The 14624-nt window shown below is 70.0% G+C and carries 12 protein-coding genes; 10 read left to right on the forward strand and 2 right to left on the reverse strand.

Annotation, left to right across the window (positions count from 1 at the left end; all coding sequences use genetic code 11):
- The first annotated feature begins 83 nt into the window (after positions 1-83).
- Positions 84-1382 carry an aspartate aminotransferase family protein gene (locus ACGF3C_RS30755; RefSeq protein ID WP_357232608.1) on the forward strand — a complete coding sequence of 433 codons (1299 nt, stop codon included), beginning with the start codon at positions 84-86 and terminating at the stop codon, positions 1380-1382.
- Entirely contained in the window at positions 1379-2866 is a 1488-nt protein-coding gene (locus ACGF3C_RS30760) for a CoA-acylating methylmalonate-semialdehyde dehydrogenase (RefSeq protein WP_357232605.1), read from the forward strand. The genes ACGF3C_RS30755 and ACGF3C_RS30760 overlap by 4 nt, the downstream gene beginning before the upstream one ends.
- Here the strand turns inward: ACGF3C_RS30760 and ACGF3C_RS30765 are convergent.
- A complete protein-coding gene (locus ACGF3C_RS30765) occupies positions 2838-4286 on the reverse strand; it encodes an acyltransferase (RefSeq protein ID WP_393227225.1) in 1449 nt (482 codons plus the stop codon). The two genes, ACGF3C_RS30760 and ACGF3C_RS30765, sit on opposite strands and share 29 nt — an antisense overlap.
- A 194-nt stretch (positions 4287-4480) precedes the next feature.
- On the opposite strand from ACGF3C_RS30765, the gene ngcE (ACGF3C_RS30770) reads away from it, so the two are divergent.
- The 3 genes from ngcE (ACGF3C_RS30770) (at position 4481) to ACGF3C_RS30780 (ending at position 7765) form a co-directional block, all read left to right on the forward strand.
- A complete protein-coding gene (gene ngcE / locus ACGF3C_RS30770) occupies positions 4481-5896 on the forward strand; it encodes an N-acetylglucosamine/diacetylchitobiose ABC transporter substrate-binding protein (RefSeq protein WP_357231729.1) in 1416 nt (471 codons plus the stop codon).
- A gap of 64 nt (positions 5897-5960) precedes the next feature.
- The gene (locus ACGF3C_RS30775; RefSeq protein WP_091403945.1) at positions 5961-6869 is read left to right on the forward strand and encodes a carbohydrate ABC transporter permease; all 909 of its coding nucleotides are present in this window, start codon (positions 5961-5963) and stop codon (positions 6867-6869) included.
- Positions 6866-7765 (forward strand): carbohydrate ABC transporter permease, encoded by a 900-nt coding sequence (locus tag ACGF3C_RS30780; protein ID WP_355009716.1) that lies wholly within the window; start codon positions 6866-6868, stop codon positions 7763-7765. Before ACGF3C_RS30775 ends, ACGF3C_RS30780 begins: the two co-directional genes overlap by 4 nt.
- A gap of 641 nt (positions 7766-8406) precedes the next feature.
- Here the strand turns inward: ACGF3C_RS30780 and ACGF3C_RS30785 are convergent.
- A complete protein-coding gene (locus tag ACGF3C_RS30785; RefSeq protein ID WP_393227227.1) occupies positions 8407-9393 on the reverse strand; it encodes an N-acetylglucosamine kinase in 987 nt (328 codons plus the stop codon).
- Between the two features lie 206 nt (positions 9394-9599).
- Here ACGF3C_RS30785 and ACGF3C_RS30790 point away from each other — a divergent pair, with 206 nt between their 5' ends.
- Genes ACGF3C_RS30790 through ACGF3C_RS30810 form a run of 5 tightly spaced genes read left to right on the forward strand, consistent with a single transcriptional unit; the run spans position 9600 to position 14618 of the window.
- On the forward strand, positions 9600-10553 hold the full coding sequence (locus ACGF3C_RS30790; RefSeq protein ID WP_357231721.1) for a MurR/RpiR family transcriptional regulator: 954 nt from the start codon (positions 9600-9602) through the stop codon (positions 10551-10553).
- Complete coding sequence (locus tag ACGF3C_RS30795; protein ID WP_196924320.1) at positions 10550-11299, forward strand: sugar isomerase domain-containing protein; 750 nt, start codon at positions 10550-10552, stop codon at positions 11297-11299. The genes ACGF3C_RS30790 and ACGF3C_RS30795 overlap by 4 nt, the downstream gene beginning before the upstream one ends.
- A gap of 26 nt (positions 11300-11325) precedes the next feature.
- A complete protein-coding gene (ngcE, locus tag ACGF3C_RS30800; protein ID WP_357260452.1) occupies positions 11326-12762 on the forward strand; it encodes an N-acetylglucosamine/diacetylchitobiose ABC transporter substrate-binding protein in 1437 nt (478 codons plus the stop codon).
- A gap of 18 nt (positions 12763-12780) precedes the next feature.
- Positions 12781-13689: a sugar ABC transporter permease gene (locus tag ACGF3C_RS30805; RefSeq protein ID WP_354878663.1), complete on the forward strand. Its 909-nt coding sequence runs from the start codon at positions 12781-12783 to the stop codon at positions 13687-13689.
- Complete coding sequence (locus tag ACGF3C_RS30810) at positions 13689-14618, forward strand: carbohydrate ABC transporter permease (RefSeq protein WP_354878666.1); 930 nt, start codon at positions 13689-13691, stop codon at positions 14616-14618. The genes ACGF3C_RS30805 and ACGF3C_RS30810 overlap by 1 nt, the downstream gene beginning before the upstream one ends.
- Positions 14619-14624: the final 6 nt, after the last annotated feature.

The following is a 14624-nucleotide window of genomic DNA, read 5'->3' on the forward strand; positions in this document are numbered from 1 at the left end:
ATGCGCTACAGGCTGACAGTTGTTCGCATCGGCCGACGGTGGGAGCGTGCGGTATCCACGAACGCCGCTGAAGGGTTGCCACGATGACCGACGACCTGCTGGCCCGGCACCGGGCAGTGCTCCCGTCCTGGATGCCGTTGTACTACGCCGAGCCGATCGAGTTGATCTCCGGCTCGGGCCGCCGGGTCACCGACGCGCAGGGGCGCAGCTACCTGGACTTCTTCGGCGGCGTGTTAACCAACATGATCGGGTACGACATCCCGGAGATCCGGGAGGCCGTCGAGCGGCAGCTCGCCACCGGCATCGTGCACACCTCGACGCTCTACCTGATCCGTCAACAGGTGGAGCTGGCCGAGAAGATCGCCCAGCGCTCCGGCATCCCGGACGCCCGGGTGTTCTTCACGAACTCCGGCACCGAGGCGAACGAGGCGGCGCTGCTGGTGGCCACCAACCACCGCCGCTCGCACCAGATCCTGGCGGTGCGCAACAGTTACCACGGCCGGTCGTTCGCGGCGATGGGCGTCACCGGCAACCGCACCTGGTCGGCCAGCGGCCTCAACCCGCTCCAGGTGGCCTGGCTGCACTCCGGTGACCGGGTGCGGGGTCTGCTGGCCCGGCTCAGCGCCGACGAGCAGGTCGACGCGGCGGTGGAGGACCTGCGCGAGGTGTTGGCCACCCAGACCGCCGGCGACGTGGCGGCGCTGATCGCCGAGCCGATCCAGGGCGTGGGCGGTTTCGTGCACCCGCCGGACGGGCTCTTCGCCGGCTGGAAGAAGGTGCTCGACGAGCACGGCATCCTGTTCATCGCCGACGAGGTGCAGACCGGCTGGGGGCGCACCGGGGAGCACTTCTGGGGTTACCAGGCGCACGGCGTCACCCCCGACCTGCTCACCTTCGCCAAGGGCATCGGCAACGGGTTCGCCCTGGCCGGGGTGGTCGGTCGGGCCGACGTGCTCCAGGCGGTGCCGGCCATCAGCTTCTCCACCTTCGGCGGCAACCCGATCTCCACGGCGGCCGGCAACGCGGTGCTCGACTACCTGATCGCGCACGACCTCCAGGCGAACGCGGCCCGCGTCGGCGCGATCCTCGCCGACGGCCTGCGGTCCGCCGTGGGCGGGCTCGACTGCGTCGCCGAGGTACGCGGAAAGGGGCTGATGCTCGGCGTCGAGTTCGTCCGGCCGGGCGGCAGCGAGCCGGATCCGGCGCTGACCAACCGGGTCTTCGAAGCCGCCCGCGACGGTGGCCTGCTGACCGGCAAGGGCGGCCTCCACGGCAACGTGCTGCGGATGGGGCCACCGTTGACGCTGACCGAGGAGGAGGCCCGTGAGGGCCTGGCGATCCTCGTCGACGCGATCCGTTCGGCTGCGGGGGTGGCGGCATGAGCATCGGTCACTTCATCGACGGCAAGCGGGTCGACGGCACGTCGCAGCGGCGCGGCGACGTGTTCGACCCGGCGACCGGTCGGCGTACCGCCGAGGTCGAGCTGGCCTCGACCGCGGACGTCGACGTGGCGGTGCAGGCCGCCGCCCGCGCGGCGCGGGCGTGGCGGGACGCGTCGCTGGCCCGGCGGTCGGCGGTGCTGTTCGCCTTCCGGGAGTTGGTGCACACCCGGCGGGACCGGCTCGCCGAGGTGATCACCGCCGAGCACGGCAAGGTGCTCGCCGACGCCGCCGGCGAGGTGCAGCGCGGCCTGGAGGTCATCGAGTACGCGTGCGGCCTGCCGTCGGCGTTGCGCGGCGCGTTCAGCGAGAACGTGTCCACCGAGGTCGACTCGTACACCATCCGGCAGCCGCTCGGCGTGGTCGCGGTGATCTCGCCGTTCAACTTTCCGGTGATGGTGCCGCTGTGGTTCGTGCCGGTGGCAGTGGCCTGCGGCAACGCGGTGGTGCTCAAGCCGAGCGAGAAGGACCCGAGCGCGGCGCTGCTGCTGGCCGAGTGGTTCGCCGAGGCGGGCCTGCCCGACGGGGTGCTCAACGTGGTCAACGGCGACAAGGAGGCGGTCGACGCGTTGCTGGAACACCCGGAGGTGCGGGCGGTGTCGTTCGTCGGCTCCACGCCGATCGCCCGGTACGTCTACCAACGCGGAACGGCCGCCGGCAAGCGGGTGCAGGCGCTCGGTGGGGCGAAGAACCACATGGTGGTGCTCCCGGACGCCGACCTGGACCTGGCCGCCGACGCGGCGGTCAACGCCGGGTTCGGCTCGGCGGGGGAGCGGTGCATGGCCATCTCGGTGCTGGTGGCGGTGGAGCCGGTGGCGGACGCGCTGGTCGAGCGGATCGCCGCGCGGGTGACCGGTCTGCGCACCGGCGACGGCCGACGGGGCTGCGACATGGGCCCACTGGTGACCGCCGCGCACGCGGCGAAGGTGCGCTCCTACGTGGACGCCGGTGTCGCCGCCGGCGCGGTGCCGGTGGTGGACGGGCGGGACGTGACGCCGGACGGCGACCCGGACGGTTTCTGGCTCGGCCCGACGCTGTTCGACCGGGTGAGCCCGGACATGTCGATCTACACCGACGAGATCTTCGGGCCGGTGCTGAGCGTGGTCCGGGTCGACTCGTACGACGAGGCGGTGGACCTGGTCAACGCCAGCCCGTACGGCAACGGCACGGCGATCTTCACCAACGACGGCGGGGCGGCCCGGCGCTACCAGCACGAGGTGGAGGTGGGCATGGTCGGGATCAACGTGCCCATCCCGGTGCCGATGGCGTACCACTCGTTCGGCGGCTGGAAGTCGTCGCTCTTCGGTGACCTGCACGCGCACGGCGAGGACGGGGTGCGGTTCTTCACCCGGGGCAAGGTCGTCACCAGCCGCTGGTTGGATCCGCGGCACGGCGGGGTCAACCTCGGGTTCCCCACCCAGACCTGAGCAGTCGCAGCACGCCCGCCCCGGCCAGGTACGCCACCAGTGCCGGGACGGGTGTGCCGAGCGGCTCCGGGGCGCGGGAGGCCGTCGCACTGTTGAGCAGCAGCGCCACCACCACGGCGGCGTAGGCGGCCACCGTCGAGGCCGTTCGGGCTGGCGTGCCTCGACCGGTCCGACGCCCGGTGCGATGCCGGCCGCTGCGCGCCTCCACCCGGCCGAAGATGGCGACGAGCACCGCCAGAACGACGCTGAGCAGCAGCAACCACGGCACCCGCCAGGCCCACCAGGCGGCGCTGCCGACCACCGGGGTGGGCAGCGCCCCGATCGCGTCGAGCACTCCGATCAGCAGGATCGCGGCGGTCAGGTGCCAGAGGAAGACGGTGAGCACCACGAGGTTGACGCCGATCACCAGCGACCAGGGGCCGGTGCGGCGCAGCAGGCGCTCCGCCGGGCCGGACAGCAGCAGGATCAGACCGAGCTGGCCGGCGGCGACGGCCAGCAGCGCGAGGCTGGGCGGCGCGGCGTTGTCCAGGCGCTCGCCGGGCACGTGCAGCATGGCCACCGGCCACGGGCCGGGCCCGGTGAGCAGCAGTACCGTGGCCAGGCCGCCGGCCAGGAACACCAGTCCGGCCCGCCGCGAGGTGGGCAGTCGTCGCCAGCGGCGTACCCCCGGACGGTCGTGGGCCGACGGTCCGGCGGCGGGCGTCGGGCCGGCTTCCGAGGCGGTCGCGGCGGTGTCGCCCGGCGGCCCGGCGGCGGGCGGCGGCATCTGCCGGGTGTCGTGCCAGGCGAAGCCGAGCTGGTGGACGGCCAGCCAACCGAAGAGGTAGTTGCCGTAGCTCAGCGCCTCCGGCCCGCTGAGCCGGCCGAGGTCGCCGAGGCCGACCAGGGCGACAAGTGCCAGCGGGATGGTCAGACCGAAGCGACGGTGCAGCGCGTACATCGGTGGGGTGAGCGCGACCGCAGCCAGGTAGGCGACCAGGAACCAGAGCGGAATGGTCGCGAACCAGAACACCTCGCGGATCCTGGTGGGGTCGGTGCCGCGCAGCCAGGCGACCGCCGCCCCGGCGGTGAGTACGAGCAGCAGCGTGTTGGTGGGGCGGACCAGGCGGGCACTGCGGTCGATCAGCCACCCGGCGGCGTCGCCGCCGCGGGCCCGCAGGCGGGTCAACGAGGCCGCGTTGGCGTAGCCCCCGACCAGGAAGAAGACGGGCATCACCTGGGCCAGCCAGGTCAGCGGGTACGCCCAGCGCAGGTCGCCGAGCGCGGAGTGCCCGGTGACCTGCCCGGAGGCGTCGCGCCCGATCGCCGTGACGCCCCAATGTCCGAAAACGACCATGGTGATGGCGAGTGCGCGGAGCAGGTCGACATATCGCTCCCGCCCAGCCGGGGTGTGCTCGGCCAGCTGGCGCAGGCGGCGCATCGCCTCAGGCTAGGCGACCTGATGACGGCTGGTGGTGATAACGGTTCGACAGTCAGGACTTGAAGTCCGAGCCCGGCTGTCGTAGAAATTCTTCAGCAACGGAGCATTAACTGAAGAGAACTACCGCCCCTCGCGCGGTGGACGCCTCCCCCCACAAGACCGGCGATCCGCCCGACCCGACCCGAGGAGAACCCATGAACAGGCGTGACATCCTGCGGCGCAGCGCCGCCGCCGGCCTCCTGGCCACCCCCGCCGCCGGTCTGCTGTCCGGCTGCGCCACCAGCGGTGGCGGTGACAAGAACGATGCCGAGACCTACCAGGGCACCAAGAGCGCCGAGAACCCGCTCGGCGTGAAGGAGGACGCCCCACTCGAGGTGGTGATCTTCGGCGGCGGGTTCGGTGAGGAGTACGCCAAGGCCCACGAGGCCATGTACACCGAGAAGTACCCGAAGGCGAAGATCAAGCACTCCTCCACCCAGGAGATCAGCAAGACCCTCCAGCCGCGCTTCGTCGACGGCACCCCGCCCGACGTGGTCAACAACTCCGGCTCCAGCCAGATCGACTTCAACGGCCTGGTCAGCCAGAACGCCCTCGCCGGCCTCGACGAACTGCTGGCCGCCCCGAGCCTCGACATCCCCGGCAAGACGGTCAAGGACACCCTGCTGCCCGGCGCGGTCGAGGTCGGCTCCTACGACGGCAAGTTCCTGGTGCTCAACTACACCTACACCGCCTACGGCATCTGGCACTCCGCCAAGCTCTTCGCCGACCGCGGCTGGTCGTACGCGAAGACCTGGGAGGAGCACATCGCGCTCTGCAAGCAGATCAAGGCCGCCGGAATCGCCCCCTGGACGTACGCCGGCCTGCACCCGCGCTACATGAGCTGGCCGCTGATCTCCACGGCGATCAAGTTCGGCGGCCCGTCGGTGGCGACCGCCATCGACAACCTGGAGCCGAACGCCTGGAAGTCCGACTCGATGCGTGCCGCCGCCGACGCCTGGCACCAGATCGTCAAGGACAAGTACATCCTGGACGGCTCGCCCGGCCTGGACCACAAGCAGTCGCAGACCGCCTGGTGTCAGGGCAAGGCCGCCTTCATCTCCTGCGGATCCTGGCTGGAGAGCGAGCAGAAGGACGTCACCCCGGCCGGTTTCAACATGACCATCGCGCCGACGCCGAGCCTGGGCAGCGGCGACAAGCTGCCGTTCGAGGCGATCCGGGGAACCGCCGGGGAACCGTTCATGGTGCCCGCCAAGGCCCGCAACGTCGCCGGCGGCCTGGAGTACTTCCGGACCATGCTCTCCAAGAAGGGCGCCCAGGACTTCACGAAGAAGGTCGCCAGCCTCACCGTGGTCGCCGGTGCCACCGAGGGCGTCGAGCTGCCGTACGGGCTGAGCACCGTGGTGAAGGCGCTCGACGCGTCCGGCGCCAACGGCTTCAACTGGGTCTACAACAGCTTCTACCGCAAGTTGGAGCGCAACCTCGTCGACGCCGCGTGCGGTGAGTTCTTCAGCGGCCGGATCGGCCCCGCCGAGTTCCTCGAACAGTGCCAGAAGGGCGCCGACTCGATCGCCCAGGACAGTTCGATCAAGAAGTACAAGCGAGCGGCCTGACCGCCCGGCCGGTGGGGGAGAGGTCCGCCCCCACCGGCCGTACCCAAACGGAGAGGTCCCTCTCGTGAAACATGGCAAGTGGCCGCTGATCGTCACGTTCCTGGTGCCACCGGTGCTGCTGTACGTGTTCTTCGTCGTCTCGCCGTACCTCCAGGCGTTCCAGATCTCCACCACCGACTGGCTCGGCTACTCGGCAGACGCCAACCCGGTCGGTCTGGCCAACTTCAAGACCCTCTGGCACGACGACTACGTGTGGAACGCGCTGAAGAACAACGCGATCCTGCTGGGGCTGGTGCCGGTGCTCACCATCGTGCTCGGGCTGTTCTTCGCCACCATGCTCGCCATGGGCGGGCGCAAGGGCAGTGCCGGCGTCACCGGCGTACGCGGCGGTGCGCTCTACCGCACCGTCTACTTCTTCCCGCAGGTGCTCTCCGTGGTGATCATCGCGTTGCTGTGGAAGGAGGTGTACCACCCCAACAAGGGGCTGCTCACCACAGCTCTGCACGGCCTCGGCCTGCCCGCGCCGACCTGGCTCGGCGACCCGGCGACCGCCTTCTGGTGCGTGCTGGCGGTGATGGTCTGGAGCAACGTCGGCTTCTACGTGGTGCTGTTCGGCGCGGCGATGTCGGCAGTGCCGAAGGAGATCTACGAGGCCGTCCTGCTCGACGGCGCGTCCCGGTTCACCACCCTGCGCCGGGTCACCCTGCCGCTGCTCTGGGACACCGTCCAGGTCGCTTGGGTCTACCTGGCCATCTTCGCCCTGGACGGGTTCATCCTCGTCCAGCTGATGACCAACGGCGGGCCGAACTTCTCCACCGACGTGATCGGCGTACGCATGTACGACACCGCCTTCGGCAGCGAGACCAAGTTCGGCTACGCCTCGGCGATCGGCGTGGTGATGTTCTTCCTGACCCTCTCGGTGGCCGTGCTGTCGCTGCGGGTCGGCCGGCGCGAACGGATCGAGTACTCGTGACCACTCTGGATCAGCCCACCGCGACCGCCCCGACCCCGGTCACCAGCGGAGACCGCCCGGTACGCCGGGAACTCGGCGTGGCCAACGCCCTCTCGCACGGCTTCCTGCTGCTCTGGGGCCTGCTCACCGTGCTGCCACTGCTGTGGATGTTCATCAGCTCGTTCAAGACCAACGGTGAGATCCTCGCCGACCCGTGGGGGCTGCCCGGCGCGCTGCACCTGGACAACTGGGTGCGGGCCTGGACCGGCGCGCACATCGGCCGGTACTTCCTCAACAGCCTGGTGGTGGTGGCCGGCTCGGTCAGCCTCACCATGCTGATGGGCGCCACCGCCGCGTACGTCTTCGCCCGGTACGAGTTCCGCGGTCGCCAGGTCGTCTACTACCTGTTCGTCGGCGGCCTGATGTTCCCGGTGTTCCTCGCCCTGGTACCGCTCTTCTTCGTGGTCCGCAACGCCGGCCTCTTCAACACCTGGCTCGGGCTGATCCTCGTGTACGCGGCCTACTCGCTGCCGTTCACAGTGTTCTTCCTGAGCGCGTTCTTCCGGACCCTGCCGACCTCGGTGGCGGAAGCCGCACTGGTCGACGGCTGCGGTCACTTCCGGCTCTTTTTCCGGGTAATGCTGCCCATGGCACGTCCAGGACTGATCAGTGTGGCGATCTTCAACTTCCTCAGCCACTGGAACCAGTTCCTGCTACCGCAGGTGCTGTTGCAGGGCGACGAGTCCAAGTGGATGCTGGCGCAGGGGCTCTTCGCGCTGTCGGTCAGCCAGGGGTACGCCGGCGACTACGCCCGGCTCTTCGCCGGACTGAGTATCGCGGTGCTCCCGGTGCTCGCGGTCTACGTGGCCTTCCAGCGGCAGGTGCAGGCGGGCCTCACCGCAGGGCAGCTCAAGTAGAACCGACCTGGCCACCGCTGTCCGATCCCGATCACCGCCCCCGCAGGCCGATACGACCTTCCACCCGACTCGTTCACCCCGACCCGCCCCACCCCGACCGGCCCCACCCCGACCCGCCCCACCCCGACCCGCCCCATCCCGGGCCGGCCCCATCCCGGCCCGGCCCGGCCCCAAGATCCGCGCAACTCCGGTGAAATTGCTGCCTCACGCCGTGCCGAGGCAGCAGTTTCACCGAAAGTGCGCGGATCTTGGCCATGTCGCGACGGGCCGGGGCTGTGCAGGTGCGTTGGGGCGTGCCGGCGCATGTGTGGAGCCACCGCGGACCCCAAGATCGTGCTCGATCCAGGATGTAGTCCCCTCCTGGCGGCGTGAGGCCACTACATCCTGGTTCGAGCACGATCTTGGGCCGGGCGCTCGGCGCTGCCGGGCGGGGGTGCGGGGCGGCAGTGCGGTGCGGGGGCGGCAGTGCGGTGCGGGGCGGCCGGGCGGGGTGCGGGGCGGCCGGGCGGGGGTGCGGGGCGGTAGTGCGGCGCGGGGCGGCCGGGCGGGGTGCGGGGCGCAGTGCGCCGCGGGGTACGCCGCGGGCAGGCGGGGCGGGGGGTGCCGTGCCGATACGGGCGGCGCGCTGGGCGCCGTCGGCTTCAGGGGGTGGGGAAGAGGCGGGCGTGCAGCGCGCCCGGGTCGGGCACCCCGGGTAGGCCACGGGCGGCGAGCCAGGCCGCGGCGGCGGCCCCGTCTCCGGCGGTGCGCAGTGGCGCGTCCGGCCAGTGTCGCGCGATCTCGGCCCGGACGGCGGCGGCGAGCGGGGTGTCCGCGGTGAGCAGGCCGCCGCCGAGCACGATCGGTGTCACAGCCCCGGCGGGGCGGATGCGGCTCACGCTCTCGGTCAGGTGCGCGGCGGCGTCGGTGATCAGTTCGGTGGCGACCGGGTCGCCGTGGGCGGCGGCGTCGACGACCAGCGGCGCGAGCCGGGCCAGTTCGACGGGGGGTCGACGGGTCACCGTCTGGATGGTGGCGTCGACGGTGTCCCGGGGGCGGGCGGCGATGTCGGCGCTGCCCAGAATCTCGGTGAGCACGGTGGTGGTCAGCGTGCCCAGCGCACTGCCGGCGTCGAGGTCGGCGAGCAGTCGGCGTACGGCTTCCCGACCGAGCCAGAAGCCCGACCCGGCGTCGCCGAGCAGCCAGCCGTGGCCGTCGGCGATCCGGTCGAGCCGCAGCTCGTGGACGTGGGCGGTGATCGCGCCGGTGCCGGCGATGAGGATGGTGCCGTCCGGGGCGGCGGTGCCGGAGGCGTACGCGACCAGGGCGTCGCCGTGGACCTCGTACGGGCAGCGCAGGCCGGCGTCGTGCCAGGCCTGGTCGAAGGCGGCCCGCCCGGCCGGGTCGGCGAGCAGTCGGCCGGCTCCGGCGAGCCCGATGGTGCCGGCGGCGGCCCGCGTCGGGTCGACGTCGGCGAGCGCTTCGCGCAGCGCGGTCAGCAGTTCGGCGGCGGCGCGCTCGGCGCCGTGACTGGTGGGGTTGCCGCCGCCGGCGCGACCGGTGCCGACGCGTTGCCCGGTGAGGGTGAGGACGGTCGCCCGGGTGGACGTGCCGCCGATATCGAGACCCACCACGACGGTGTCGGACATCGGCACGAGTCTCCTTGCGCGGAACGGCGATCTGGCTTGTTCATGCTGGTCGGCGGGGTCGTGCGGGGCAAGTTGTGGCCGGTGTGAGGGGCCGTGCGCCAGGTAACAGTTTGAAAACTTCGCCCACGGTCTTGACATAGACGGTCGTTCAGTAAGAAATTTTACCACTAACAGTTAACAGTCTTTTCGGAAAGCAGGGGCGTCTCATGGTTGATCACGAGGTGGACACCGCCGCGGGGACCGCGGTGGTCGACGCCGACGTGATCGAGCGACGGACCTCGGCCTCCGACGGGGTGCTGGCCAGGGTCCGCAACGGGCTCGGCGAGTTGACCGGTGCTCTGCACCGGGTTGCCGAGCACGTGCTCAGCGACCCGGAGGCCGCCGCCCGCTCGACGATCGTCGAACTGGCCGAGCGCAGCGGCACCTCACCAGCGACCATCACCCGGTTCTGCCGGGCGATGGGCTTCGAGGGGTACGCCGACCTGCGACTGGGCATCGCCTCCGAGACCGGCCGGGCCCGCTCTGCCGGTTGGACAGTCGACATCGGACGCGAGATCCAACCGAGCGATCCGCTCGCCCGGGTGCTCGACCAGATCATGGCCGCCGACACGCGGGCCATGCACGACACCGCCACCCTGCTCGACCTCACCGAGGTGGAGCGGGCCGCTGTGGCGATCGCCGGCGCCAGCAGGGTGAACATCTTCGGTGCCAGCGGCAGCGCCCTGGTCGGTGAGGAAATGCAGTTCAGCCTGCACCGCATCGGTGTGGCGGCGTGGGCCTGGAACGACGTGCACGAGGGGCTGGCCAGCGCCGCGTTGCTGCGATCGGGGGACGTGGCGCTCGGCATCTCGCACACCGGGCAGACCCGGGAGACGATCGAGATGCTCGCCGAGGCGGGCAGCCGTGGCGCCACCACGCTCGCGCTCACCGGCTTCCCTCGCTCCCCGTTGGCCGAGCTGGCCGACATCGTCCTGCTCACGGCCAGCCAGGCGACCACCTTCCGGCCGGACGCGCTCTCCGCCCGGCATCCCCAACTGGTGGTGCTCGACCTGCTTTACATCGCCGTCGCCCAACGCACGCACGACCGCGCGCACGCGGCCTTCCGGCGGACAGCGCAGGCCGTCGACGGGCACAAGGCAGCGAAGGGAGCCCTCTCATGATCAGCGCCCAGGGGTACGCGGACGCCGTCCGCCCGGTGCTCGACCGGCTGCTCGACTCGGAGGCGGACGGGATCACCCGGGCCGCCGACCTGATCGCCGGCAGCCTGCGCGACGGCGGCGTGCTCCAGGCGTTCGGCGCCGGGCACTCGGAGGCGTTCGCCGCCGAGCTGGTCGCCCGCGCTGGCGGGTTGGTCCCCACCAACCGGCTCTCGGTACGGGACCTGGTGATGCACGGTGACGCCCCGCGTGACGTGCTCGCCGACCCCAAGCTGGAACGTGATCCCTCCATCGCCCACCAGATCTACGCGCTCGCGGCACCCCAGCCGCGCGACGTGTTCGTGGTGGCGTCCCAGTCCGGCATCAACGGCTCGGTCGTCGAGCTGGCGGCGCTGGTCACCGAGCGCGGTCACCCGTTGATCGCGGTCACCTCGGTCGAGCACACCGCGCGGGTGGCGCCACGGCACCCGTCCGGGCACCGGCTCGCCGACCTCGCCGACGTCGTGCTGGACAACGGCGCGCCGTACGGCGATGCACTGCTGCCGCTCGAGGGCGGCGGCGCGGTCTGTGCGGTCTCCTCGGTCACCACGGCGCTGCTGGCGCAGTTGCTGACCGCGGAGGTCGTACGACGGTTCCACCAGGCCGGAGAGGTGCCCCCTATCTACCTCTCCGCCAACGTCCCCGGCGGGGACGAGCACAACCTCGCCCTCGAGTCGCGGTACGCCGGACGTCTCCGGCGTACCGCATGACCCGAATTTCACAAGGAGAGACGACGATGTCGATTACCCCCGAACACCCGGCCGCACTCGACCGTCGCACGGTGCTGCGTCGCGCCGCCGCCGTGGGCATGCTCGCCACTCCGGCCATCGGCCTGCTCGGCGCCTGCGCCACCAGCGGCAGTGACGGTGACAACGAGCAGGTCGCCGGCGGAACCAAGAGCGAGGCGAACCCGCTGGGCGTCAAGGAGGACGCCGCGATCGAGGTGGTCATCTTCAACGGTGGCTACGGCGAGAAGTACGCCACCGACGTGCACGAGCCGCTGTACAAGAAGGCGTTCCCCAAGGCCGAGGTCAAGCACCAGGCCACCCAGGCCGTCTCCACTGTGCTCCAGCCGCGGTTCGCCTCCGGCAACCCGCCGGAGTTCGTGAACAACTCGGGCGAGAAGCTGATGGACTTCGGCGCGCTCGTGGCCGACGGTCAGCTCCAGGACCTCACCGAGCTGTGGGACGCGCCGTCGGTCGACGACCCGACCAAGAAGGTCCGCGACACGGTGGTGCCGGGCACCATCGAGGCGGGTTCGTTCAACGGCAAGCCGTTCGTGCTGTACTACGTCTCCACGGTCTTCGGTATCTGGTACTCGGCCAAGCTGTTCAAGGACAATGGCTGGGCGCCGGCGAAGACCTGGGAAGAGTTCATGACCCTGCTCACGAACATCAAGGCCAAGGGCATCACCCCGTACGGCTACGCCGGTGCGAACGCGGCCTACTACCAGTGGAACGTGATCCTCACCCAGGCCGCCAAGATCGGCGGCACGGACGTGCTGAAGAACATCGACAACCTGGAGGACGGCGCCTGGAAGCAGGACGCCGTGAAGCAGGCGGCCGCGGCGTGGGCCGAGGTCGGGGCGAAGTTCAGCGACAAGAGCTTCGAGGGCCTGAAGCACACCGACGTGCAGCTGCGGCAGAACCAGTACAAGGTGGCCCTGTACCCCAGCGGTGACTGGCTGGAGGGCGAGCAGAAGAAGGACACCCCGGCCGGCTTCGACTACCAGCTCATGCCGGTGCCGAGCCTGACCGCATCGGACAAGCTGCCAGCCACCGCGCTGCGCGCCACCGCCGGTGAGGGCTACTTCGTCTCGGCCAAGAGCAAGAACCCCAAGGGTGGCCTGGAGTACATGCGTCAGATGCTGTCGAAGGCGGGCGCGAAGGGCTTCACCGAGGTGGTCAAGGCCCCGACCGTGGTCACCGCCGGGTCGGAGGGCTTCTCCTTCCCGCCCGGTGTGGCCAGCTCGCAGGCCGCGCTCAAGGCGGCCGGTCAGGACGTGTTCAACCTGTACTTCGACGGCTGGTACAAGGAGCTCGACACGGAGGCGCGTACCGCCACCAACGAGCTGATGTTCGGCCGGATCAACGCCGACGCCTTCGTGGAGCGGATCCAGAAGCGCGCCGACGCCATCAAGAAGGACAGCTCCGTCACCAAGTTCAAGCGCTGATCGATCGGAGCTAGGGTCATGCGGCACGGCAAGTATCCATTCGTGATCGGGTTCCTGTTCGCCCCGGTCGCGCTGTACGTGACATTCGTGATCTGGCCGTACGCGCAGGCGTTCCAGATCTCGATGACCAACTGGCGGGGGCTGTCCGCCCCGCAGTGGGTGGGCTTCGACAACTACCAGAGGTTGCTCGATGACGGGGCCTTCTGGAAGGCGGTCCAGCACCACGGCGTACTGCTGCTTGCCCTGCCGCTGATCACCATTGCCATCGCACTGTTCTTCTCCTTCCTGCTCAACGTGGGCGGCAAGAGCAGCGGTGGTCAACGCCAGGGGGTCTGGGGGGCGAAGTTCTACCGGGTGGTGTTCTTCTTCCCCCAGGTCCTGGCGGTGGCCATCATCGCGGTGTTGTTCCAGATGGTGTACCGGCCGAACGAGTCTGGCCTGATCAACGGCGTGTTGATGAAGTTCGGCATTGAGCCGATCCTCTTCCTGGTCAAGCCGAGCCTGGCCCTCTGGTCGATCCTCGCGGTGCTGGTCTGGCAGGCGGTCGGCTTCTACGTGGTGCTCTTCTCGGCGGGGATGGCCTCCATCCCCGGCGAGATCTACGAGGCCGCCGAGATGGACGGGGCGACGAGGGTGACGCTGTTCTTCCGGGTCACCCTGCCGCTGCTGTGGGACACGCTCCAGGTGGCCTGGGTGTACCTCGGGATCGCGGCGTTCGACGCGTTCGCCATCGTGGCGGTGCTCTCGGTGGACGGTGGCGGCCCGGACGGCGCCACCACCGTGCTGGCCATGGAGATCTACCGCAACGCGTTCGTCTACTCGAAGTACGGCTACGCCTCGGCGATGGGCGTGGCGTTGTTCTTCCTCACCCTCACGTTCGCGGCGCTGACGCTGCGGCTCACCAAGCGGGAAAGCGTGGAGTACTGATGAATCCGCAGTCGACGCTGCCGCCGACCCCGGCCGCGCTGCCGCCGAAGACCGGTGACCCGTCCGCCCCCGCCGGGCCGGGGCGTAAGGACCCTCGCTCGGAGGTACGGCTCTTCGCCGGCCTGGGGCACGTCGCGCTCGCCGTGTGGGCGGTGATCGTCATCGTGCCGATCCTCTGGACCTTCCTGGCCGCGTTCAAGAACACCAGCGAGATTTTCAGCAGCCCGTGGACGCTCCCGGCCGAGCTGCGGTGGGAGAACTTCGGGCGGGCCTGGACCAAGGCGCACGTCGGCCGTTACTTCATCAACAGCGTGATCGTGGTGTCGTGCAGCACGTTCCTCACCATGCTGCTCGGCTCGATGGCCGCGTACGTGCTGGCCCGCTACAAGTTCTGGGGCAACCGGGCGGTCTACTACCTGTTCGTCTCCGGGTTGGCCTTCCCGGTCTTCCTGGCCCTGGTGCCGCTCTTCTTCGTCGTGAAGAACCTCGGGCTGCTCGACACCCACACCGGCGTGATCCTGGTCTACTCGGCGTACTCGTTGCCGTTCACCGTGTTCTTCCTGGCCGCGTTCTTCAAGACGCTGCCGTCGTCGGTGGCCGAGGCGGGGATGATCGACGGCTGCTCGCACACCCGGCTGTTCTTCCAGGTGATGATGCCGATGGCGAAGCCGGGCCTGATCAGCGTGGCGATCTTCAACATCATCGGCCAGTGGGCGCAGTACCAGCTCCCGTTGGTGCTGCTCTCCAACGCCAAGGACAAGTGGGTGCTCACCCAGGGCATCGCCGACATCTCGGTGAACGCCGGCTACGAGGCGGACTGGTCCGGGCTGTTCGCCGCGCTGACCATCGCCATCCTCCCGATGATCATCGTGTACGCGGTCTTCCAGCGTCAGATCCAGGCCGGCCTCACCTCCGGAGCGGTGAAGTAGGACGCC

Origin of the sequence: Micromonospora sp. NPDC047762 (genome assembly GCF_043204655.1) — a bacterium.
GTDB lineage: Bacteria > Actinomycetota > Actinomycetes > Mycobacteriales > Micromonosporaceae > Micromonospora.